The 20,797-nt window shown below is 55.9% G+C and carries 26 protein-coding genes; 21 read left to right on the top strand and 5 right to left on the bottom strand.

What is annotated here, in order from left to right:
* The first annotated feature begins 24 nt into the window (after positions 1-24).
* The 20 genes from ACW5DN_RS13345 to ACW5DN_RS13440 all read left to right on the top strand — a co-directional run bounded on the left by ACW5DN_RS13345 (position 25) and on the right by ACW5DN_RS13440 (position 16,524).
* Positions 25-459 carry a hypothetical protein gene (locus ACW5DN_RS13345; protein WP_456963301.1) on the top strand — a complete coding sequence of 145 codons (435 nt, stop codon included), beginning with the start codon at positions 25-27 and terminating at the stop codon, positions 457-459.
* 121 nt (positions 460-580) lie between these two features.
* Positions 581-1,090 carry a hypothetical protein gene (locus tag ACW5DN_RS13350; protein WP_456963302.1) on the top strand — a complete coding sequence of 170 codons (510 nt, stop codon included), beginning with the start codon at positions 581-583 and terminating at the stop codon, positions 1,088-1,090.
* A 591-nt stretch (positions 1,091-1,681) separates the two neighbouring features.
* Positions 1,682-2,101, top strand: a complete 420-nt coding sequence (locus ACW5DN_RS13355) for a hypothetical protein (protein WP_456963303.1) — start codon at positions 1,682-1,684, stop codon at positions 2,099-2,101.
* 19 nt (positions 2,102-2,120) lie between these two features.
* Positions 2,121-2,483: a hypothetical protein gene (locus tag ACW5DN_RS13360; RefSeq protein WP_456963304.1), complete on the top strand. Its 363-nt coding sequence runs from the start codon at positions 2,121-2,123 to the stop codon at positions 2,481-2,483.
* A 57-nt stretch (positions 2,484-2,540) separates the two neighbouring features.
* Complete coding sequence (locus ACW5DN_RS13365; RefSeq protein WP_456963305.1) at positions 2,541-2,990, top strand: hypothetical protein; 450 nt, start codon at positions 2,541-2,543, stop codon at positions 2,988-2,990.
* Positions 2,991-3,262: 272 nt separating this feature from the next.
* The gene (locus ACW5DN_RS13370; protein WP_456963306.1) at positions 3,263-3,661 is read left to right on the top strand and encodes a GFA family protein; all 399 of its coding nucleotides are present in this window, start codon (positions 3,263-3,265) and stop codon (positions 3,659-3,661) included.
* A gap of 190 nt (positions 3,662-3,851) precedes the next feature.
* Positions 3,852-4,619 (top strand): hypothetical protein, encoded by a 768-nt coding sequence (locus ACW5DN_RS13375; protein WP_456963307.1) that lies wholly within the window; start codon positions 3,852-3,854, stop codon positions 4,617-4,619.
* Positions 4,620-4,735: 116 nt separating this feature from the next.
* Entirely contained in the window at positions 4,736-5,818 is a 1,083-nt protein-coding gene (locus tag ACW5DN_RS13380; RefSeq protein ID WP_456963308.1) for a serine hydrolase domain-containing protein, read from the top strand.
* A 149-nt stretch (positions 5,819-5,967) separates the two neighbouring features.
* On the top strand, positions 5,968-6,222 hold the full coding sequence (locus ACW5DN_RS13385) for a DUF2164 domain-containing protein (protein WP_456963309.1): 255 nt from the start codon (positions 5,968-5,970) through the stop codon (positions 6,220-6,222).
* Positions 6,223-7,041: 819 nt separating this feature from the next.
* A complete protein-coding gene (locus tag ACW5DN_RS13390) occupies positions 7,042-7,533 on the top strand; it encodes a hypothetical protein (protein ID WP_456963310.1) in 492 nt (163 codons plus the stop codon).
* A gap of 512 nt (positions 7,534-8,045) precedes the next feature.
* On the top strand, positions 8,046-8,519 hold the full coding sequence (locus ACW5DN_RS13395; RefSeq protein WP_456963311.1) for a hypothetical protein: 474 nt from the start codon (positions 8,046-8,048) through the stop codon (positions 8,517-8,519).
* Positions 8,520-8,691: 172 nt separating this feature from the next.
* Positions 8,692-8,952: a hypothetical protein gene (locus ACW5DN_RS13400; protein ID WP_456963312.1), complete on the top strand. Its 261-nt coding sequence runs from the start codon at positions 8,692-8,694 to the stop codon at positions 8,950-8,952.
* Positions 8,953-9,467: 515 nt separating this feature from the next.
* Complete coding sequence (locus ACW5DN_RS13405) at positions 9,468-9,929, top strand: hypothetical protein (RefSeq protein WP_456963313.1); 462 nt, start codon at positions 9,468-9,470, stop codon at positions 9,927-9,929.
* Positions 9,930-10,372: 443 nt separating this feature from the next.
* Positions 10,373-10,771 (top strand): hypothetical protein, encoded by a 399-nt coding sequence (locus ACW5DN_RS13410; RefSeq protein WP_456963314.1) that lies wholly within the window; start codon positions 10,373-10,375, stop codon positions 10,769-10,771.
* Between the two features lie 530 nt (positions 10,772-11,301).
* On the top strand, positions 11,302-11,661 hold the full coding sequence (locus ACW5DN_RS13415; RefSeq protein WP_456963315.1) for a hypothetical protein: 360 nt from the start codon (positions 11,302-11,304) through the stop codon (positions 11,659-11,661).
* A 119-nt stretch (positions 11,662-11,780) separates the two neighbouring features.
* Complete coding sequence (locus ACW5DN_RS13420) at positions 11,781-12,560, top strand: S1 family peptidase (protein ID WP_456963316.1); 780 nt, start codon at positions 11,781-11,783, stop codon at positions 12,558-12,560.
* Between the two features lie 972 nt (positions 12,561-13,532).
* Positions 13,533-14,093, top strand: coding sequence for a hypothetical protein (locus tag ACW5DN_RS13425; RefSeq protein ID WP_456963317.1), 561 nt, complete (start codon positions 13,533-13,535; stop codon positions 14,091-14,093).
* Positions 14,094-14,238: 145 nt separating this feature from the next.
* Positions 14,239-14,655 carry a GFA family protein gene (locus tag ACW5DN_RS13430; RefSeq protein WP_456963318.1) on the top strand — a complete coding sequence of 139 codons (417 nt, stop codon included), beginning with the start codon at positions 14,239-14,241 and terminating at the stop codon, positions 14,653-14,655.
* A 121-nt stretch (positions 14,656-14,776) separates the two neighbouring features.
* Entirely contained in the window at positions 14,777-15,187 is a 411-nt protein-coding gene (locus ACW5DN_RS13435; RefSeq protein ID WP_456963319.1) for a hypothetical protein, read from the top strand.
* Positions 15,188-16,266: 1,079 nt separating this feature from the next.
* Positions 16,267-16,524: an HAD family hydrolase gene (locus ACW5DN_RS13440; protein WP_456963419.1), complete on the top strand. Its 258-nt coding sequence runs from the start codon at positions 16,267-16,269 to the stop codon at positions 16,522-16,524.
* Between the two features lie 739 nt (positions 16,525-17,263).
* Here the strand turns inward: ACW5DN_RS13440 and ACW5DN_RS13445 are convergent.
* The 5 genes from ACW5DN_RS13445 to ACW5DN_RS13465 all read right to left on the bottom strand — a co-directional run bounded on the left by ACW5DN_RS13445 (position 17,264) and on the right by ACW5DN_RS13465 (position 20,368).
* On the bottom strand, positions 17,264-17,521 hold the full coding sequence (locus ACW5DN_RS13445; protein ID WP_456963320.1) for a BPSL0761 family protein: 258 nt from the start codon (positions 17,519-17,521) through the stop codon (positions 17,264-17,266).
* Positions 17,518-17,778 (bottom strand): BPSL0761 family protein, encoded by a 261-nt coding sequence (locus tag ACW5DN_RS13450; protein ID WP_456963321.1) that lies wholly within the window; start codon positions 17,776-17,778, stop codon positions 17,518-17,520. Before ACW5DN_RS13450 ends, ACW5DN_RS13445 begins: the two co-directional genes overlap by 4 nt.
* A gap of 133 nt (positions 17,779-17,911) precedes the next feature.
* Positions 17,912-18,817 (bottom strand): hypothetical protein, encoded by a 906-nt coding sequence (locus ACW5DN_RS13455; protein WP_456963322.1) that lies wholly within the window; start codon positions 18,815-18,817, stop codon positions 17,912-17,914.
* Positions 18,818-18,831: 14 nt separating this feature from the next.
* Entirely contained in the window at positions 18,832-20,121 is a 1,290-nt protein-coding gene (locus ACW5DN_RS13460) for an Arm DNA-binding domain-containing protein (RefSeq protein WP_456963323.1), read from the bottom strand.
* The gene (locus ACW5DN_RS13465) at positions 20,114-20,368 is read right to left on the bottom strand and encodes a hypothetical protein (protein WP_456963324.1); all 255 of its coding nucleotides are present in this window, start codon (positions 20,366-20,368) and stop codon (positions 20,114-20,116) included. The genes ACW5DN_RS13460 and ACW5DN_RS13465 overlap by 8 nt, the downstream gene beginning before the upstream one ends.
* Positions 20,369-20,498: 130 nt before the next feature.
* Here ACW5DN_RS13465 and ACW5DN_RS13470 point away from each other — a divergent pair, with 130 nt between their 5' ends.
* A complete protein-coding gene (locus tag ACW5DN_RS13470; RefSeq protein ID WP_456963325.1) occupies positions 20,499-20,735 on the top strand; it encodes a helix-turn-helix domain-containing protein in 237 nt (78 codons plus the stop codon).
* The last annotated feature ends 62 nt before the right edge of the window (positions 20,736-20,797 follow it).

The raw sequence follows: 20,797 nt of genomic DNA on the forward strand, positions 1-20,797 counted from the left end.
GGCTTAATTCAGGCGTTAAGCCGCATGACCGGTTATCGCTTCACCTCAAACTTATTTGACGTTGAGCCCGGCGAGGACGAGGAGATCAACCCTCGTATGTACGGGCGACAACTTGCCACGTGGCTCAGAAGGCAACTGGAGCAGCGCGGTCACAACATTGAGTGCATCGTTGCCGAGGATTGGGGCCGCTGTCTCATGTGCTCTGACGAGCAATTTGAGTTGTGGGTTGGCTGCGGCAGCTCTGTTGACTACGACACCGCCCGGCCAGGCGACCCACCGCCACCTAAAGAAAGCATCGTCTGGCATTGCTTCTCGGAGGCGGAGCTTTCTCTCTGGCAGCGCTTGGTCAAGAGACTGGACGCTGGCCCCGCGCTGGCAAAGCTGGACAGCGACCTCCATCACATACTCACCAGCGAGGCTGGCATCCGGCTGGTGGAAGTACGCAGCAATGCGGCCTAACAATTCGTTCAAGCCGAACTTGCTTCGCTACACAAACAACGTGGCAGGTAAAGCTTGCCACGTTGTCGGCTACGCTACGCAAGTCGGCTTAACTCAGGCGTTATACCTGCGGAGAGACCACATGCGCTTCCTGGTTGCACTATTCCTCATTGCTGGTGCCTTTCCGTGCTCGGCGGTCGAAATTTCAAATTTCAAGGCGGGGCTCGCCTGCACCAACACGAAGATCACTGAGGATGGGGGCGGCTGGATCTGCCAACAGACAGAAGACATCTTGGTCACTGATCAGGGTAGTTGCGTGTACGACGGCAGGGCCGAGCCATGTACTTGGATAGGATTTGAGTTCGACTACAGATCTTCGGAGGAGCGGACAAAACTGCAGTGCGTCGGTGAGACATCAATACCTTCATCTCCTGGCAACCCTCGTGAGGTGCTTGCTAAAAACGTCAAATCTCAATCGTATGAGATTGAGTTACCGGGAAAGGCAGGTCATTTCTACAATCCGATGTACTACATATTTTCCGTTAGGCCGTCTGGCGACTCGGTGATAGTAGACACTCTCACCTGCAAGGCTAACGGCGTCGTGCTGTTTCAATCCAAATTCACCTTGCATTTTCCATCGCCACCCGATTGAACCGCGGCAGGTATAACAATTCATTCAAGCCGAACCCGCTTCGCGGGTCGGCTTAATTCAGGCGTTAGGTGCGGCCGGATGGTTACGATGAATCTGCAAGTTAAGAGCGGCCTTGGATACGGTGCCGCGATGGCTGCATCAGTCGCTTTCTTCTTGGTATCGGAGCCTAGCCTTGCGGGTGCCGGTGCGCCATGGATCGCTGGCGTGACCTCTTCGCTTGCCGCTTTGACCGTCGGATGGTGGCTTGGAGATTGGTACGCTCCGGTGGACGGCGAGCGCCCCACATACGAGTTCGTACTTTGCCCGTTTGTGGTCCTCGGGCTGTCGCTATCGATCGGTCTTGCTCTCCTCACAGCCTGGGGGCTGGCGGTTGGCCCATCCGAACCGCGGCCATTGATGGGCTTGGCGGCAGTTCTATATTTCGGCGTGCTCATTTTCCTCGGCGCCGCGTGGCCGGCCATTGCTGTCACGTTTGGCGCAGTTGCCGTTTGGCTCGCATGGTGCAGTAGGTCCGCACCTAACAATTCATTCAAGCCGAACCCGCTTCGCGGGTCGGCTTAATTCAGGCGTTAGCGCCGCGGGGGAGATTCGATGCGTGCAATTATCAGCATTGCTATTGGCATAGCAGCGTGGCTGCTGCTGGACTGGCTGATCTTTCGCCAGTCGGATACCGTGAGGGTTCTCCCGCTCCAAGTGATCCACTTCTTAAAGGTAGTTCAGCCCAATTTTCTCGGCGCCTTGCTGCACATAGTTCCGTGGATGCTTACAGGACTCATAGCAGTCCGGCGCCCAATTCTGTGTGGAGCAGTTGCTGCGGCTATCGCGAGCTGTATAAATAGTGCTGAGCTAGTGGCTCACGTACCGGATGGCTATCTGACGCAACTATTTGTCAGTTCACTTGCGCTTGCTGCGGTGTGGTCACTGTACGGCGCAGCCGGTGCTGCACTCGGCAATGCGATGGGCGGCTCTAACAATTCATTCAAGCCGAACCCGCTTCGCGGGCCGGCTTAATTCAGGCGTTAGGGCTCACATGAACCAACTCGCACGGCTGATAATTCTTGGAGCAATTCTCGCCATGTCGTCAGCCTGCGCGCAGTCTCAAGCTCCTGTCCCAGGCACGGTCGCAAAGGTCAGTGTGCTTGCTTCTGGCAAATTGCTTCTCAATGGTGTGCCATCTGATCTGGCGCAAATCGAGACTGAGTTACAGCGACAAAAAATGAATGGCGGATCTGTCTGGTACTACCGAGAGAATGGCCAGTCAGAGCCTCCGCCTGAAGCCATGTCGGTTATGGATCTCGTGACAAAGCATGGGTTGCCCGTCAGCATGTCCGCTCAACCGGACTTCTCAAAGTACGTTGATGGCAACGGACAGGTTCACGCGCGTGAGCCCTAACAATTCATTCAAGCCGAAACCGCTTCGCGGTTCGGCTTAATTCAGGCGTTAGGCGGCATGAAATACATCATCGCGTTCCTTCTAGTGGCGCTCCCCGTCGCAGCGCTCTCCAACCCGTCGAGCATCCCGCACTCTGAGCTTGCATTTGGTGGCATCTCGATCGATGCAACAGAACAGCAAGTTCGCGCCCGCCTTGGAGAGCCCTTCAGCATCACTAAGGAGTTCGATCACCTCAACCTTCATTTTCATTACCCGCACCTCACCGTTTCTTTCAGCGGCGAGGTGGTCGGCCACCTGCGGAGCGAAAGCGATCGTGCATGCACCCCTGCAGGCTTGTGCCCGGGCGACCCACTCGGTCGCGCGGTTGAACTTTATGGGGAGCCCGAACTGACAGAACGTGAGGGTGGCGTCATTTACTGGGAGTACTACACTGAGTTCCCATGCTGGCTCCAGCTCGTTCCAGAAGAGAGCCGCATCGGTTCAATAAGAGCGGTTTGCCAGCCATAGTGGCCTGCCGCCTAACAATTCATTCAAGCCGAACGCGACAAGTCGCGTCGGCTTAATTCAGGCGTTAGGCCTCACAAGTAGGAGTATCCAGTGAGACATCTTGTCACTTTGCTTCTCTTCGTCGCTGCCATTGCGGCATACATCGCGGGCAGCATGCCGGGGGCTGTCGCTCTGGTGCTGGTTGGTCTCGTCTTGGAGGCGACAGCGTGGCTTCGGGTCTTCCGCGGCAGGAAGCAGCCGCCTGTATCGCCGCCCTAGCGCGGAGACTCTCAGTGCTCAAGGAAGTTGGCGGCGTCAAGATTCAGCCCAAGCACCGGGCAACTTGTCACTGTGGCTCAGTGGAGTTCGAGATCGATCTGCCGGACGGCATCGTCAATCCGCGCCGCTGTGACTGTTCCATCTGCCGGCGCAAAGGCGCGGTTGTCGCTTCGGTATCCTTGAACGGCATCCGCATCGTCAAAGGCGCAGAGCATCTGAAGCTCTACCAATTCAATACACACACCGCAAAGCACTATTTCTGCGCCAATTGCGGCATCTACACACATCATCAGCGTCGCTCCAACCCAGACCAATACGGCTACAACGTTGGCTGCCTGGAGGGCGTCAACCCGTTTGCAATTCCAAATATTCCAACCAATGATGGCGTCAACCATCCAGCGGATCGGGGTTGAGGCCTAACAATTCGTTCAAGCCGAACCTACTTCGCTACACCAACAACATGGCTGGAAAAGCTTGCCATGTTGTTGGCTACGCTACGCAGGTCGGCTTAACTCAGGCGTTAGGCCGCATTCAAGCACGTAGGTGCGCTTAGCGAGCGCTAACGTATCACTCCTTCTGTGATCTGAACCGAAAGGAAAACCCATGCGCTATTTGATGTGTTTCATGGCATTCGCACTGCTGTTTACTACTGGCGCTGTAAAAGCAGAACCCGTTGCCACTGACATTGTTATCAGGGCCAAAGCCCGAGATGGGAAGTTTATCGGCTCATCTGTTGGCGGCGCATTGATCCGGATTAAGGATGCTGATAGTGGCAAAGTGCTGGCGGAAGGTTTGACCGAGGGCGGCACCGGCAACACCGACCTCATCATGAAAACGCCGAGAACACGGTACAGCTCCATCACCGAGAACGCCGCCGCATTCAAGGCTACTTTGATGATAGAAAAGCCGACTTTCCTGACAGTTGAGGTGCTGGCGCCTTATATCCAGAAACAGGCCAGAACCGTATCTCGAACACAAACCTGGCTTGTTCCCGGCAAATCAATTTCCGGTGACGGGTTGATTGTCGAAGTGCCGGGCATGATCGTCGACATACTGAGCCCCGGCACGCATCTCTACACGCCGCTCAGCCAAGCGCCTTACGAGATCAAGGCGAACGTCGTCATGATGTGTGGCTGCATTCTGACTCCAGGCGGCCTATGGGATGGCAACAACATGGAGGTCGCCGCAATCGTCAACAAAGACGGCCACCACTACCAAACCATTCCACTGCATATGCAGGAGACAATGAACACCTTTCGCGCCAAGTTGCAACCTGACTCCCCTGGAAACTACCACATCACCGTTTTTGCATATGATCCAAAAACTGGCAACACTGGTGTTGATCAAACGAGCTTTGTGGTTACGAACTGAAGGTTGCGTTCTAACGGTTGGTGTCGAGCGCAGGTGCGGCCTAAAAATTCGTTCAAGCCGAAGCCGCTTCGCGGCTCGGATAACTCAAGCGTTAGGCAGCAGAAAAAGGATTCGGCATGCTCAGACTATTTAGGTGCGCGACTGCTTTGTATGTCACCGCAACGCTCGCGTCCTGCGCTACTCCCGTCGATCACGGGACGGTTTCGTTGATCGAGAACGTGGTCACGAATAATGCGACAATGCATGGCATTCCTGCCCAGGCGGTCGTCATTCTGCGAAATGGCGAACCTGTCTATCGTGGGTTTTTTGGGGAAATTGCTGCAAATGGAATCCCGGTGGATGAAGCGGCGGTCTTCCCGGTTTTCTCAGTGAGCAAGCTTTTTGCAGGAACATTGCTCCTGCAGCTCGTTGAGGAGAAAAAGGTTGACCTTGACGTGCCTGCCTCTCGCTACGTAGCCACCTTGCCGCCCGCTTGGCGTGCGATTACGGTTGGGCAGTTTCTCAACCATGTCTCTGGTGTCCCCGAATACTTCGATCTTGCGAATCTTGAGAAACCATTCCAACCCTCTCTGCGCGCAGTATTCGAGCATCTAGCCGACGTTCCCTTCGTTGACCCGCCAAGTACACGAACACGCTACACGAGCACTAACTTCCTAGTCATCGAGGCAATACTCGAGTCCGTAACTGGAGAAAGCTATCGCGACCTGGTCCGCAATCGCATCATTACCCCGCTTGATTTACGTAGCACTTGGCTCGGCCTTAATAATGTACCGCGCGGGCGGCTGGTCGCCAGCTATCATGGTGAGAACGGACGCATTGTGCCGGATATGCCAATTGCTTGGCCAGCCTACAGTACGGCCCACGGCGAACTCTATAGCACGGCCAACGACTTGGTAACGTTCCTGAGCGCCGTAGCGGAGGGCAGGTTTATCTCGCGCAAAGCCTTGATGCAGTTTTGGAAGCCTTATGCATTCTCCAATGGGAACAACGGATACTTTGCGTCGGGCTGGGAGTATGGCAAGAGTGGTGCTTGGCATGAGGTCGGGCATGATGGTGGCGCGAAGGTGCGGGTGCGTATCCTGTTCACGGAAGATCTCGATGACCATTTCATCATTGTCTATCTGATCAACGGCAGTCGCGATAATGTCTGGTCGCGCACGCTGGTCGACTCCGTCCAACCATTGGTTCTGCCTCAATAGACCGTGACCATCCGTAGCTGCGGCCTAACAATTCGTTCAAGCCGAACTTGCTTCGCTACACCAAGCACATGGCAGAAAAAGCTTGCCATGTCTTTGGCTCCGCTACGCGGTTCGGCTTAACTCAGGCGTTAGGCCCCACTGGAAAGTTCATGACCGACATCAAGTTCACGGAAGACGAGAAAGCTCTTATCGTTCGAAAGATCCAGCTCTACTTCAACGAGGAGCTGAAACAAGATATCGGACGCTTTGATGCAGAGTTCCTGTTGGAGTTCTTTGCCAGCGAGGTCGGCTCGTACTTCTACAACCGCGGCCTCTATGACGCGCAAGCCATTCTCTCCAGCAAGCTTGATGACCTAAGTGAGGCCATCTATCTACTTGAACGTCCCACTGAATTCCGCAAATGATCGTCGCCTTGATAGAACGCTTAGCACAGTCATCACGGCCTGGCCGTTGTACGGGCGGGGCCTAACAATTCGTTCAAGCCGAACCTGCTTCGCTACACCGGCAACATGGCAGATAAAGCTTGCCACATTGCCGGCTCCGCTACGCAGGTCGGCTTAACTCAGGCGTTAGCTGTGAAACCAACACTTCTAGCTGCATTGAAAAGAACCAATACCGCGGACCTCTTGGACGACGGGATAGAGAACGGTAGTGATCTAGCTAGGGCAAGCGCTACACAATCAGCTGCGCCCTCAATGTCAGTTGACCCCGTATCTACTACTGCCAGAATAGAGGCAGCCCAGATCGAGACGGACGCTCCACAGCCCGAGAAACGTAATCTCTCAGGCTCCTGGAAGTTTGTGTATGCGTTTTGCGCCCTAACATGTACATTCATCGCGTATGCAGCTTGGTCAGCCTTAATTTCCAAGCAAACGATAGTCCAAGGATTCTCCGAGGACTGCAGAGAAATTAGTAGAATTTCCAGCCGCCACGGACCCACAATGTTCACGTATCGCTGCAAAATAAAGCTAGATAACGGTCGCATCATCTATGCAACGTCGCACGCGCACAATACGGGATCTGTCACGGTATCTGTGTTAGAAAACACTATTACCAACAACAAGACGGCGAGTATTCTTTGGTAGTCGCGGCACAGCTAACAATTCGTTCAAGCCGAACCTGCTTCGTTACAGCACCGCCGTGGCAGAAAAAGCTTGCCACGCCGTTGCCTCCACTGCGCAGGTCGGCTTAACTCAGGCGTTAGCCCGCTTTACGGATTTCGCATGCTTCTCACAGACTATGTTTTTTTCTTGGCATACCACTGGGGTGTAAAGCAGAAGAGGAGAAGCCCAGACTCCTTCGCTCAACGTCCTATTTTTGGTGCAATTGGCTTCACTTTTATGTCTATCGTACCTATCGTTCACCTGCTCTTTGACTTTGACGTCTTTGATGCGCTACGAGGAGGCGCGCCAAGCGTAAAGACTGGCAGGTATTCTGCCGAGACAATAGCTGTTGCGCTTCCCATACTTGTCATTGCGATCATCTATGGCTCGATAAGGCTTAGGAAGAGCAAAAGGGTTGCCGCACTCAGGGCATTCTCGCCCCCGACAATCACGGATTTGAAGTTGGCGCCGTGGTTCGTACTTGGCTCTTACCTAAGCGCAATAATATTCGCCATCATGCCTCTTACCGGCAGCTTCATTGGCAACATACTTGTTTTACTAGCTGTCATGTGGGCCAACGGTTACGCTCACACTAGGCGCAGAGCGGGCTAATAAATCGTTCAAGCGGACATGTGTCCCGCTTAACTCCGGCGTTAGGCGGCTAGACTATCTCTGTCGTTCATCAACTAAAGGGGAACAACCATGGGGATGGTTTTTTGTAGGGGTTGCGGCAAAGAGATCCACGAGACGGCGCCGGCATGTCCGCTATGCGGAGCATTGCAGGTCGGTCCAACGCAACCCACATCAGGGCGCAGCGTCGGCAAGCTAATTGCATGGGGATTTGTGTGGGTGTGCGTTTTCTGGCTTGTGTCGTTGTTCTTCGCAGGCATGTTCGCAGGCGCCCTCGATCCAGAGAATGCTAGCGCCGCCGGTGAACGAGCCGGAGAGGCCATCGCCGCCTCATTCCTTCTACTAGCAATCCTGGTGTCCGCTCTGCTTACCTACCTCGGCAAATTGCCCGGTACAAGAGTAGCCGCCTAACAATTCATTCAAGCCGAACCCGCTTCGCGGGTCGGCTTAATTCAGGCGTTAGGCCTCAAGGGAGTTAACTAGTGCGAACTTTGATGATCGCTGTTCTTTTGCTCCTCACAGCATGTGTATCCATCGGCACCTATTCACCCTTTCGTGAGGTTTTACGCGCCTCGCCGGACCATGCTTTGCTCTACGTTTACAATTACTGTACCGAAGGCGGCGTTGTCGGTAGCGGAGCCAACATTTCTGTCGACAACCAACGAAAAGCCTATCTAGCTCAGGGCACCTATTTCGGAATGTCACTCGAACCCGGCTCTCACCAGCTCAAATGGAGTGGAGCGGACGTGCCTACACTAACGTTACCAATCGACGCAGAGCCAGGCGGCACCTATTATATAAAGGTAACCGCTCCTGACATCATCTCCGGCAATGTTCAGTTCGGCGTACTACAAAGCGGCGTACTCGAACATCGACTTCAGCTTGTGAACATGGACTTGGGAAACTACGAGACTCGTCTTTGCAAAGTCGGGAAAGAGAGTTATTTTAGCACCAAGGATTTTCGATAAATGCTCAGGCGCTCTCAATAGAGGCCTAACAATTCGTTCAAGCCGAAACCGCTTCGTTACACCAAAGGCATGGCAGAAAAAGCTTGCCATGCCTTTGGCTCCACTACGCGGTTCGGCTTAACTCAGGCGTTAGGCCTCTCTCGGAAGGTCATCGCAAAACTGGAGAAGGATCATGGGAGTTCTAGGCAATCAGCCGTCCAGAGAAGACTATCGTGTCAGCCATCAATTGCTTGATGCCCATCTGCACGACTTTGTCGATTTGGCAAAGAAGCATGGTGTTTCTGTGGAGACAGTCATTGAGGCTAAGCGCGTTCTGGAGATGGATCGCCGCAACTCCATGGAATCGTTGGCCGGCGACTACCACGACGAACACATGGGTGGACTAGGCCAGATCTTGTCGCGGATCGCTGAGGCGCTTGAGCGAGAGGCCTAACAATTGGTTCAAGCCGAAACCGCTTCGTTACTCCAAAGGCATGGCAGGGAAAGCTTGCCATGCCTTTGGCTCCACTACGCAGTTCGGCTTAACTCAGGCGTTAGACCCCAAAGGAGAGTTACATGGCTAAGAAAGAAGTGACGTCCAAACCGGCTGCTCGTAGCGCCTCGAAGACGCTTTCGAGCCCCGCTACTGGTAAGGCCTCCAAATCTTCTGCTGGGAGCGCGCTGTCTCAGCGCAAGTCCCCGCAGAAGGTCACATCACCGCCTGCGGCGAAAGCGGCGTCAAAGACGCTCAGAGATGGTCGCACGGCCAAGGATTCAAAGTCCGCGGCAGGTAGCACCCTGACGCAGAAGCCAGGCTCCAAAAAGAAGTAGTTGGGGTCTAACAATTCGTTCAAGCCGAACGCGCTTCGCTACAGCAACAACACGGCAGATAGAGCTTGCCATGTTATTGCCTCCGCTACACACGTCGGCTTAACTCAGGCGTTAGGCTTACTTGGAGATACAATGCACATGAAGTTAATTTTTTTTGCAGCTGCCATCGTCACGTTTCTGTTGGTTGGATGCGCTCACCAGACTGCAACTCAAGCGAAGGCCCCTGATCCACGAGAAACTGATCAGTGCTTCACTCAAGAAAGCCTTACTACGGCGTATGTCGTCACGCTGCGCGAGAGCGGCCTCACAAAAGAACAATTTGTTGACCGCGTCGCAATGAAACAACAAAACCTCAGCCTGCGTCAGCGAATACTCGATCAAGGCGATGATGTTTATGGCAACCCTGAATTGAACGCGTTGACACTACGCATGTTTCGAACTGCAAAATGCCACGTCGAGATTGGTCGCGGCGCTCAAAGCTATCGCGATTCAATTCGCGCAGACTTGCTCGCGTGCCAGAATAAAGCGAATGGTGTGGTTCCAGAGTTGTCCCCCTGCCTTATCGATGCTATAGACGCCAACGTGGTGTCCGGCGGGTAAGCCTAACAATTCGTTCAAGCCGAACTTGCTTCGCTACACCAACAACGTGGCAGGTTAAGCTTGCCACGTTGCCGGCTACGCTACGCAGGTCGGCTTAACTCAGGCGTTAGGCATCTGGGGAAGATTCTCGCAACTTCAAACAGGGGGCTGTAGATGGCCGGCAAATCCACCGGTGGTAAGGCTGCAAAGAATGCTTCTTCAGTGTTGTCGAGCAAAGACACGGGCAAGAGCTCAAAATCAGCTGCGGGCAGCGCGCTTTCCCAGGCGAAGACCTCCAAGGATACTTCCGCAAAAGCAGCAACCGCGGCGTCCAAGGTTTTGCGTGACGGAAGGACCAGCAAAGAGTCAAAGTCAGCTGCGGCCTCGGCGCTATCGCAGACGCGTAGTAGGACTGCATCTAAGGGCGGCGGCACGGAGAGCGGCGGACCGCGCGGGAAGAAAAAATGAACCTTAAAGATGCTCGTGACAACTACTACACATTTTCTGGTAAAGCCAGCGACATTATTCGGCAACTTGGGCTGGGCTCTATTGCAATCATCTGGATTTTTCGCAAGAGCACTCCAGACGCAATTGCCATTCCCGCATCACTGGTTCTGCCGCTCAAGCTAGTGGTTGCAGGCCTTGCGTTCGATTTACTCCAGTACGCCATCGCCGCCATTCTTTGGAGTTTTTTCGCCTGGCGCAAAGAACGCTCCGGCGCCCTTGCTACTGATGATTTCAAGGCGCCTCAGCAAATCAACTGGCCAGCAATTCTCTTCTTCTACTCAAAAGTCGTCCTCATTGTACTGGCGTACTGGCACATCTTTCGGTACCTGACCCTAATCATTCGGGCAGATGCCTAACAATTCATTCAAGCCGAAGCCGCTTCGCGGCTCGGCTTAATTCAGGCGTTAGGCCCCATGGTAAGAATCTGGCGATTTGCAGCAGTAGTTTTAGGACCTGGCATCCTGCTTGGGCTGATGCTTGTGGGGGATTCTGCGGCTGACGCCTACCTGCTCGACAACTGCCACTCGAGGTTTGGCTGCGCCGGTGGAGTTCAGATCGCAGCGTTTGCGGCAGGGCTGGCACTTGTATCATCATCAGTTGGAAATATTGTTGCGTGTGTCCTCTACCGAAACACCGTGGGTGGTGTGTCTCTTGGATGGTTGGTTTTTGCGGTCGCTATCTTAGGCTTAGGGCAGCGCGGACTTTTTATGATGCTTGACCGCCTTCCTGGTGACTCATTGACAAGCAAGATGGTCGTATGGGGGTGTGCATCTGCGGCTATGGCGCTGATCGTGTTTGCAGCAGTTCGTCGCTGGGCGCCTAACAGTTCATTCAAGCCGACGCCGCTTCGCGGCGCGGCTTAATTCAGGTGTTAGGCGGGGACACAATGGACAACCTGTTTCGAGTCATTTCGGCAGCGGAATTAGCTGTGGCAACCACATCAGGCCTGGTTCCACGCTGCCCGTCCGATGAGCGGAGCAACTGCGTGCATCTGAACCACCGGAATGACGTTGAGACTGTGGCCAACTTGTACTTCACGCCCGACGAAGCGCCGGTCGCCTTGGAGATCAGGCGCTCAGACATAGAGGAAGGCTTGTCCTTTGCGCCCGCCACGGAGGCAAAGCCCTTCGGTCAGGCCACACTGGCACGGCCAAACATCTTGCTTGAGTGGGTGGTTGCAGTGCATCCGCTTCATGCCGTGCAATCCAAAAGCGCGCCTACGTTCAAGTTCGCTGCAGGCGCCTAACAGTTCGTTCAAGCCGAACTTGCTTCACTACACCAACAACATGGCAGGAAGAGCTTGCCATGTTGTCGGCTACGCTACGCAAGTCGGCTTAACTCAGGTGTTAGGCGGCAGGAAAACCTATGCAGGCACTGTGGCAAAGAGCGCATCCGTCGATTATTTCGCTGACCTTCCTCAATACGGCTGGTGAGCGCATTACGTCGGGCTCCGGGTTCAAAATGGGCAGGTATCTGATCACGAATAACCACGTGATCCAAGCTCCTTCTGCTCGTCGGGTAATCTTGCGTACTGTAGGCCCGGACGGCTCGGCACCAGTGTTCGAAGCCGACTTTGGCCGCCTAAACTTCCAACATATGCTCCGATCCGGTCAGGATGCGTCGAGCTGGGACTATGCGGTCATGGCGGTAGACCATCCCGCGTTCGCACAAATTCCGGACCTCGAAGCGAAAGAAGACGAAGGGGTAACGATCGGGTCCGAGGCCTGCTTCCTTGGGTTCCAATTTGAGCAGCCAAACCTAGCCCTGCACCGCGGGCTTGTGTCTTCGACCTTCGTTAAAGCGGGTGTGCGCTATATCCAGATCGACGGCAGTGTCAACCACGGCAACTCGGGCGGTCCCCTCATCGATATCGTCGATGGAAAGGTGCTCGGCATAGTTACGCGGAAAGCCACTGGCCTTACCAAAGACTTTGAAGACCTGGATGCAGTGCTACAGAGCAACATAGAGTTGCTCAACCGCAGTGCCGGCGGGGTGTTCCTAAGCGGAATCGATCCGATCGCGGCGACGCGGATGGTCCAAGAGCAGATCCGGGTTATAGCGCGCAACATCGGCCGCTCAGCTAATGTAGGAATTGGCTACGCCTACCACATCTCAGAGGTGCGGTCGGCGCTGCAACTGTTGTAGCCTGCCGCCTAACAATTCGTTCAAGCCGACGCCGCTTCGGGGCGCGGCTTAACTCAGGTGTTAGGCCCCACATGGAAGGATCGATGAGGCTTGTAGCATTAATAGCGGCAGTCTTCTTGGCGGGTTGCGCTACCGCAGCGCGGAGCGATGCAAACCTCATAGAGTCGACCGAACTTTGGGACGCGAGCCGTGAGAGGCAAGTCCCTATTGCACTCTATTTCCCGGCGCAGCCCCGCAACTGCACACACTCAAGGCCATGCCCGGTAGCCTTTGTGAGTTCAGGTTACGGTCTTCTCAACACCGACTACTCGTTTATCTCCAACGCACTGGCAAAATCGGGCTACCTAGTCGTGGCAATTCAACATGACTTGCCCTCGGACCCTGCCCTAAGCAAGAGCGGCGACCTATTCGCTAGTCGCATGCCCGCATGGAAACGCGGAGCTGAAAACATCCACTTCGTGCGTGACACCTTGGCCCGAAAGTACCCGATGTTTGACTGGCCTCATTTGGTGCTCGTCGGTCACTCCAATGGCGGAGACATCTCAGCCCTTGCTTTGCGTGAGTCGCCAACGCTTGCGACAACCCTAGTCACACTGGACAATCGTAGGTATCCGCTTCCTCGGAACCCTTCTATCAACGTTCTCTCTATTCGGGGTAGCGATTCTGAGGCAGACGCTGGCGTTCTTCCCACAGCGCAAGAAAAAAGTGCTGGCACTTGCATTGCTGCAATCTCCGGCTCCCGTCACAACGACATGAACGACCATGGCCCCACCGAACTACAGTCTAGGATCAGCATGCTCATCTTGCAGTTCCTCAAAGACGGTCGGTGTGGGGCCTAACAATTCGTTCAAACCGAAACCGCTTCGTTACACCAAAGGCATGGCAGGAAAAGCTTGCCATGCCTTTGGCTCCACTACGCGGTTCGGCTTAACTCAGCCGTTAGGCCTTCCTTGAAAGACCATCGGAGATCATATGTTTCGCACACTAGCGCTACTTGCAGCCGCCGCATGCCTTGGATGCGCGCATCAAGCCGTCGCAAACTCCAGTACTCTCGCAGACACTGGCAGTGCAGCAGAAATCTACAGTGCGTTCCTTGATAGTTGGACGGGCAAAGAGAAAGACCCAATCAACGTATCGATCGTTGCCAAAGCACCCACCGCAGAAGCTCTGAAAGACTTTTCGGAGTGCGCCCACAACACCCCCTGGGCGCCAGTAGAGCCTATAGATGATCTCACCAACATCGTCGGTGATATTGCTTATGTGCACCTAGTTGATCCGGACAAATGGAGCCCGCATGACCCGCGCGACCTCATCGCTCAAGGCCAGTCAATTGAGTCTGCCGTTGATAGCGGCTTTGAGCAGGGACTAATCACTTTTTCAGCAATAGCGTTCAACAGATCTCACACAACGGCAGCATTTACCTACTCATTTGTATGCGGCGGCCTGTGCGGTAGCGGCAGTACGATTATCTTTAAGCTCGCGCCGTCCGGATGGGTTCAAAGTGACAAACAATGTGGTGGTTGGGTCTCGTAAATTTAAAGGGGCAGGCCTAACAATTCGTTCAAGCCGAACTTGCTTCGCTACACCAACAACGTGGCAGGTAAAGCTTGCCACGTTGTTGGCCACGCTACGCAAGTCGGCTTAACTCAGGCGTTAGCCCTCATACGGAGCAATCACCATGTCGGAGACAAAGTTTGAAGGCGGCTGTCAGTGCGGCGCCATCCGGTACCGGATCACCGGTGAGCCCGTTATGACTGCAATCTGTCATTGCTCCATGTGCAGGCGGGCCAATGCAGCGCCCGCCGTCGCGTGGGCCATGTTTGAGGAGCCGCAAGTAGTCTTCGCTCAAGGCCAGCCCAAGCTCTATGCCTCCTCGGAAGAAGGGAAGCGGGGCTTCTGCGAGACCTGCGGTACGCAGATCTCTTTTGCCGCAACTTACATCCCCGGCGTGGTGGACATCACCATCGGAAGCTTTGACGAGCCGGCCTCAATCACCCCACAGCTTCACTATTGGCATGCCAAGCATCTTGCGTGGGCGGAGTTCGCGGACACCTTACCCCGTCATGCGGAGTTCCCACCGCTGACTGAGGGCTAACAATTCGTTCAAGCCGAACCTGCTTCGCTACACCAACAACATGGCAGGTAAAGCTTGCCATGTTGTCGGCTACGCTACGCAGGTCGGCTTAACTCAGGCGTTAGGCGGCTATGGAGGATCAATGAGCTCCCTTGAGGCAAAAATTCATCAGGGCCGCTATGACACAGAGAAAGAATTGCTCAACCTTCGTGTCAACGCAATCGCAAGAGATCGCCTTGACATTATTGATGCAGTTAATCAGCGCCTGAAAAAGAAACATTCAAAAATATACCAGCGACTGGTCGGGCCATTGCGTGATAGAAAGCGTGATCCTAAGTTCAAGTGCTATTGCAACAATCCAAAGAGCTTGAGCAGCATTTGCCAGGACATTATCAACAACAGCGTGCATCCACACTGCCTCACTTGCGACGATTGCTGGCAAGATGATCTATGCGTTACTTGGGGGTATTACGGATTTTCATCTAAAGTGATCGACAAGGCGGAATGGAATCTACTCTGCGACGAGAGAGCTCAGTACAAGTTCGTCGAGTAGCCGCCTAACAATTCGTTCAAGCCGAACCTGCTTCGTTACAGCACCGTCGTGGCAGAAAAAGCTTGCCACGCCGTTGCCTCCACTACGCAGGCCGGCTTAACTCAGGCGTTAGGCCGCAGTGACAGAACTCTTCTATCAATCAGCTATCCAAGAGCACCTCACCGATATCGCAGAGCTCGACGAGGTGGTTGGCCCCGATGAACTTATCTGCGGCTGGTTCGATGATTTGTACTTTCCTGCTGCCCAGAAGTCTATCCACAGGACACGTGGAATCGCGGACAGAGGGAATGGTTCTGGAAGCAGCCGCTGCGCGTCGTATCGAGCTGTCTGCTAGCTGGCCAACTGCAGCACAGGTCGACCAGATGCTGTTGATTACAATTGGTTAGCGGGCCGCAGCTTTGCGAAGGTCTGGTCGGCTGCTGGGGGTAACCGAACCCCAACACCACTACAGATTTCCAACTTGGCAATTCCAGCCGGATGGACAGCTCGTCGCTCATTTTCCTGAGATTCTGTCGACCATTCGTGACGCCTGCGCCTCGATACAGAAGGCCTGACCGCTGGTTGGGGCGAAACCGAATGGTTCTACTCGCTCCACGGCCTCCCGGATGGCGAACGACCTTGCGACTTGCTCGGTCAATGTGCCGTCCTTGTACTACGGGCGGCGCAGGTTCATCGAAGAGAACAACGGACTCGAAGGCCGGCGGACGTAGTCAATGAATTAGCCGAGAAAAGTGTCGTCGCTGCTGCGGAGGATGTAACGTTCGGTTGGCGACCGCCACCACTCAATATAGCAACGCTGGAGTAGCGCTATCACTGTTGTCATTTTCGATGCGTTTGGCACCACGATCCAACCTCCAGTAGGTCGTCGCAACCCTTACGATCGGCTTGCTGTCGAAGGCGAACGTCGCCAATTCTTGATCAGGAACGAGTCGATCCAAACGATCGCCGCCAAGATGGGGATGTCACACCTCGTGCCTGTGTTGGAGCGCGAAGTCGCGACGGAGATTGGAGCATTGCGTCTGTATCCGGATGTCGCTGGGGTACTCCGCAAACTCCGGTCCCGGTAGATTCGTGTTGCCATCTGCAGCAATGCTGCCCATGCCTACGCGACTCGCCTAAGAGAGTTGCTTCCCAATCTCGATGCGCACGCGTTGAGCTGCGAGGTGGGCGAGTGCAAGCCCGCGCCGGCTGTGTGCGGCGCCGTCATCCAGGCTCTGAACGCTCAGCCCAGACATGCGCTTTTCGTAGGGGACAGTCCGCGGGCCGACTTGGAAGGCCCGTTGGCGTTCGGAATGAAGGCCGCGCTGCTTGATCGATTCCGAGAAAAGTCTCGATGAGCTGCTCAGCCGCGAACTAGGCTGGCGTTAGAACACTGTCGGTATACGGGAACCGCCTGGTCCTATGTTGGACCAGGAGATTGCTACGGGTGGCTCGATGCCCGCCGACGAGCAGGACGCGGTCATGGCGATCGAACCTCCCGAGCAATCGAACGCCTTGAGGCGGACGTCGGCATCCGAGAAGGCGATATTGATCGGCAGATGGACGGCGCCACTACCCGCTCTGCACCACGGTCCACCTCCAGCAGGCCGCAACCCATACGACCGACTTCCGCTCCAACCTGAAAGCAGCCGTCGGGTGATTAGGGAGCGCGCTCGAGGATGCGGCAATTGGTTCCAACTGAATTCGATGGTGCGCGCCCCATGACCGCAAGTTGATCGAACTGATCAAAGACTCGGATGCAGATCAACACACCCTCTGTGGCAAAACACCGTTGGGCGTCTGCCATCGCGGCAGTCCAAGCTCGATAGAGCGTTGGATAACGCATGTTTGCGGCTGGACTCGGGATCAGATCGCCGGACTGGTCGTTTTCTCGCAACTCAACGCGGTACTTCATGCCTGCGACCTTTGGACTTCAGGGATGCCCCGGCGCTCTGCTTCGATTCCGTTCGGCCGGACTCCGATGCGATCACGGCAGCTTCAGTGGTGGCCTAGCGCCGGGGCATGTACAGGTTGTTGCTCTGAGTGATTGATCGCCATCGGTGAACGTCTCGTCGAGATGTCAGAGAACTCCTACAATTAATCAGATTGAACAATCCATTTGAACGGATAATTTTGCTGCCAATCAGGGGGCAACTGAGCGCCGAACCACGGTTCCTCAATGACAAAGGCTTCTTCGCCGTCCGGCAGATCAACCAAATGGAGCGCGGGGTAATGGCGAACTAGCCGATCGGCCTCTTTCCTGATGTGCTCGGGAAGCGTCGTGTCCTCCCGAAGCTCCTTCAGGAAGCTGCCTGCCTGGATGAGGTTTCGGGTTAGCTCGGTAGACGTTGTCATGTGCTTTCCTTGGTGACAGGACCGTACAGGTACTCTCGCCACCAGCCGGGGTCGATCTCGGGGTCGAAGCACATGCCGCGCATGCCCTTCTCCTGCAGCAAAGCTTCCGTTTGGATGTCAGTGGCGGTCGGGTAATGCCGGAGGAGGCGATGCGACTCTTGGCGCACTGGTTCCGGCAGTGTGTCGTCACTCCGAAGCGACTGCAGAAACCGTCTCGTCTGAACAACGCACAGGCTTCGTTCGTTGGGAGTGCTCATGGAATTTTCCTGTGGCGTGAACTGGATGGAGTGTGGCGACGTGTCGTCGCAGTGGATGAGATCGGTAGGCGTGTGGCGGGATCCCGCCAGCTCGCCGTCCCGGCGAAGCGGGCGCCTGAAAGCGGCGTGGAATTCACCACAGGTGTTCATCGGGTGCACGAACCCCTATCGGAAGTCGCGGGAACTCGATTACGTTCCCGCCGGGGGGCGAGCCTTCGCGGATCTCTTCGTGCCGGTAACGATGGACAGCTTCAATCTCGGCCAGTATCGCTTGGTGCTTTTGCGCACGAGCAACCAGCTTCGTGACCGCCTGCGCCGTGGTGTCCCGAGCCGGTGAGCGCTGCTCCAACATCAGTTCCCGCAGTGCTGTTGCCAGTGCCGGGGCCTCATATGCCAGCTGATCGAACGGGCCATCCAGCTGGCTGAGTGCTACAAGCTCCTGTTGGGATATCTCATAGCCGTTGCTCCAGTCATCCCTTAGACACCAGATGGCACCGACGTGACGAATCAGGGCGAAGGTGATGGCGACGTCACGCTCACGTACCTCCGTGGTGCGGCTGTCCTGGACTGCTTCGGCCAGCGCGACCGCATCCAGGGCGAGGCTGCCGGGGGCACCACGATGCTCCAGTGGCGTGTCCCAGTACTCGTAGAAAATCGCCGGCGTGTTGAACACATCACCCAAGAACCTGCGTAGGGGTTTTGTCGCCATGGCGTCAACGACATCGCGGCACCGAGCCACCACCTCGTCGGTCGTGCCGAACGAATGGGGCACCAAGCTGAGCGCGTCCATCGTGTGACACCACTCAAAGCGGGTAACCACATGCAGGCCATGCTCCGTCTGACCCACCGGGATCAGGTGCGCAACGGCTTTTCGCAGGCAGGCTGCCGGTACCTTCGGTATGGGCTCCCAAGTCAATGCGTCGAGGGATCCGTGCTCGTGAATTAGTCGAACCTGTCGACACTCATCGTGGTGGATATGACCAGGCTCGATAACCGCGTTGAGGGTGATGGCGTGAGGCAGGGTGGGGTGGTGGCTCATGTTGGGTTCTCCAGTTAGCGGGCGACGAGATCGGCGAGGGCGCGACGTAACTCGTCGACATCCATCGAAGCGAGCTGGTCGGGGGAAAGGACGGCTGTTGTGTCGGCACCGCTGCCGGTGTTGATCAGGCCGCTGAAGGCCAGTCCGTCCTGCCGCGTCAGGTTGGGGACATAGCGCGAGTACACGGTGAACAGCATCTGGGTGTTGGCGTGGCCCATGACCCGGGCGATCCACTCAGGGCTCTCGCCAGCGGCGAGCATCAACGTCGCAGCCGTGTGGCGTGTCTGGTACGGCCGCCGCTTCTCAATCTCCAGATAGCGCAGCAGCGGGTACCAGATGCGGTTGGCGAAGTTGTGGGCGTCAAGAGGAAAACCACCGCGTGACGTGAACACATACGGGTTGCCGAGGTCACGCTGCGCGAATTGATCCTCCATGGCTCGCCTAACCTCCGGGAGCATTGGGATGTCTCGAGCGGACTGCTGGGTTTTAGTGGCCTCCTCGCTCTCTCCGGCGGAGTACGTCTCGCGGACCAGGATCAAACCCCGCTCCATGTCGACGTACTTCCATTTCAGGCCGTTGATCTCGCCGGTGCGCATTCCGGTGAAGAACCGGACTGTTACATAGTTGCGGAAGTCGACGCGGATGGTTGAGCGGATCTTTTCCACCTCCACGAGCGAGAACGGCTGGACGTCGGGGCGGCGTGCCCTGAGGCGTCTCACGCCCTTGAAAGCGTCGGGCAACCCATAGCGGTCACTGGATTCCGTCAGCATTTGCCGCAGGATGCCGATGACCTTGTTGATGGTGGACGCAGACAGCGTTTTGTCGGCGCGCCCTGGCAGCAGCGGCAGCTTGGCCCGGAACGCGAGCACGTCCGCCTTCGTGATGTTGGACAAGCGCTTCTTGCCGAACTCCGGGAGCAAGTGGGCTTCGAAAGTGGCGTCCACGCTGTTGCTGTGGAGTCGGCGCCACTGGGGTGCCATTTCCGCCCGCCAAGTCACCGAGAACTCGGCGAAGGTTGGTGTTTCGGGTACGGCCTGCTTGGGAGTAGGCGACGTGATTGCCGCCAGCACTTCTCCCGCGACGTGCGCAGAAAACCGCGCCGCCTTCGGGCTGTTGGGAAATGTGGCCGCGTAGTCGAACAGCCCCTGCTTGATCTCCTTGGAGATCCGGCTCATTAGTGCCTGCACTCGGCTGCGGTTTTCTGCCGTGTCCGGCAGGGTCGTCTGCTCCCGGCAACGGACGCCGCGGTAGAAGAAGTCCAGGTAGAGGGTGCCCGTCTCGGCCCGGGCGCGGACCTTAGCCATGAGCCCGCCCTCCGTTGGCCATCGGGATCTCGTCGGCAATGCCAGCGGAGACCGGCCCGCGGCCCGCCGAGAACTTGCCGATGTCGCGCTGGATCGCATCCCAAATGAAGAGGAGCTTCCGGCCTCCGAACGGGCGGATGTAGTGGACACCCTCCAGCAGTACGGCATCCTTCAGCCGGGTGCGGATAGTCCGGGCGTCGTAGTGAATCCGGGTGGCGAGTTCGTCTGTGGTGATGTAAGTTTGCACGCAGTTGCTCCTTGTCGTTTCTAGTCAACGGGTGTCGCCGATAGGCGACGCTTGTTGACGATCATAGACGACGAAAGGCGCTTGTCAACGACTAATGTCGTTTATACGCGACAATATTTAAGAGATATTCATGATTCGATTCCGTCTAGCCGAACTGATCGCGGACAAGGCTTTCAAAGAGCGACGCGTAGTGCCGCTGACGGAAGTGGCGGATGCAACGGGCATCCACCGGGCGACGCTGTCGAAGATCGCCAACCAGCCCGGAGCAAATATCGGTACGGACATCATCGACAAGCTCTGCAAGTACTTCGGCTGCCAGCCGGGCGAGCTACTTACATACATTGATGAATACAAGGGGACGGTCTAACCGCCCCAGACTCAGCATCTGAGAACACGGTCTGCAACGATCGCTGTGATCAGCAGGGGATG

The organism is Lysobacter sp. A289, from assembly GCF_054072675.1.

Coding starts and splice junctions, on each gene's coding strand:
- ACW5DN_RS13345 (WP_456963301.1), top strand. CDS start 25: ATGACCGGTTATCGCTTCACCTCAAACTTATTTGACGTTGAGCCCGGC.
- ACW5DN_RS13350 (WP_456963302.1), top strand. CDS start 581: ATGCGCTTCCTGGTTGCACTATTCCTCATTGCTGGTGCCTTTCCGTGC.
- ACW5DN_RS13355 (WP_456963303.1), top strand. CDS start 1,682: ATGCGTGCAATTATCAGCATTGCTATTGGCATAGCAGCGTGGCTGCTG.
- ACW5DN_RS13360 (WP_456963304.1), top strand. CDS start 2,121: ATGAACCAACTCGCACGGCTGATAATTCTTGGAGCAATTCTCGCCATG.
- ACW5DN_RS13365 (WP_456963305.1), top strand. CDS start 2,541: ATGAAATACATCATCGCGTTCCTTCTAGTGGCGCTCCCCGTCGCAGCG.
- ACW5DN_RS13375 (WP_456963307.1), top strand. CDS start 3,852: ATGCGCTATTTGATGTGTTTCATGGCATTCGCACTGCTGTTTACTACT.
- ACW5DN_RS13380 (WP_456963308.1), top strand. CDS start 4,736: ATGCTCAGACTATTTAGGTGCGCGACTGCTTTGTATGTCACCGCAACG.
- ACW5DN_RS13385 (WP_456963309.1), top strand. CDS start 5,968: ATGACCGACATCAAGTTCACGGAAGACGAGAAAGCTCTTATCGTTCGA.
- ACW5DN_RS13390 (WP_456963310.1), top strand. CDS start 7,042: ATGCTTCTCACAGACTATGTTTTTTTCTTGGCATACCACTGGGGTGTA.
- ACW5DN_RS13395 (WP_456963311.1), top strand. CDS start 8,046: ATGATCGCTGTTCTTTTGCTCCTCACAGCATGTGTATCCATCGGCACC.
- ACW5DN_RS13400 (WP_456963312.1), top strand. CDS start 8,692: ATGGGAGTTCTAGGCAATCAGCCGTCCAGAGAAGACTATCGTGTCAGC.
- ACW5DN_RS13405 (WP_456963313.1), top strand. CDS start 9,468: ATGAAGTTAATTTTTTTTGCAGCTGCCATCGTCACGTTTCTGTTGGTT.
- ACW5DN_RS13410 (WP_456963314.1), top strand. CDS start 10,373: ATGAACCTTAAAGATGCTCGTGACAACTACTACACATTTTCTGGTAAA.
- ACW5DN_RS13415 (WP_456963315.1), top strand. CDS start 11,302: ATGGACAACCTGTTTCGAGTCATTTCGGCAGCGGAATTAGCTGTGGCA.
- ACW5DN_RS13420 (WP_456963316.1), top strand. CDS start 11,781: ATGCAGGCACTGTGGCAAAGAGCGCATCCGTCGATTATTTCGCTGACC.
- ACW5DN_RS13425 (WP_456963317.1), top strand. CDS start 13,533: ATGTTTCGCACACTAGCGCTACTTGCAGCCGCCGCATGCCTTGGATGC.
- ACW5DN_RS13430 (WP_456963318.1), top strand. CDS start 14,239: ATGTCGGAGACAAAGTTTGAAGGCGGCTGTCAGTGCGGCGCCATCCGG.
- ACW5DN_RS13435 (WP_456963319.1), top strand. CDS start 14,777: ATGAGCTCCCTTGAGGCAAAAATTCATCAGGGCCGCTATGACACAGAG.
- ACW5DN_RS13445 (WP_456963320.1), bottom strand. CDS start 17,521: ATGACAACGTCTACCGAGCTAACCCGAAACCTCATCCAGGCAGGCAGC.
- ACW5DN_RS13450 (WP_456963321.1), bottom strand. CDS start 17,778: ATGAGCACTCCCAACGAACGAAGCCTGTGCGTTGTTCAGACGAGACGG.
- ACW5DN_RS13455 (WP_456963322.1), bottom strand. CDS start 18,817: ATGAGCCACCACCCCACCCTGCCTCACGCCATCACCCTCAACGCGGTT.
- ACW5DN_RS13460 (WP_456963323.1), bottom strand. CDS start 20,121: ATGGCTAAGGTCCGCGCCCGGGCCGAGACGGGCACCCTCTACCTGGAC.
- ACW5DN_RS13470 (WP_456963325.1), top strand. CDS start 20,499: ATGATTCGATTCCGTCTAGCCGAACTGATCGCGGACAAGGCTTTCAAA.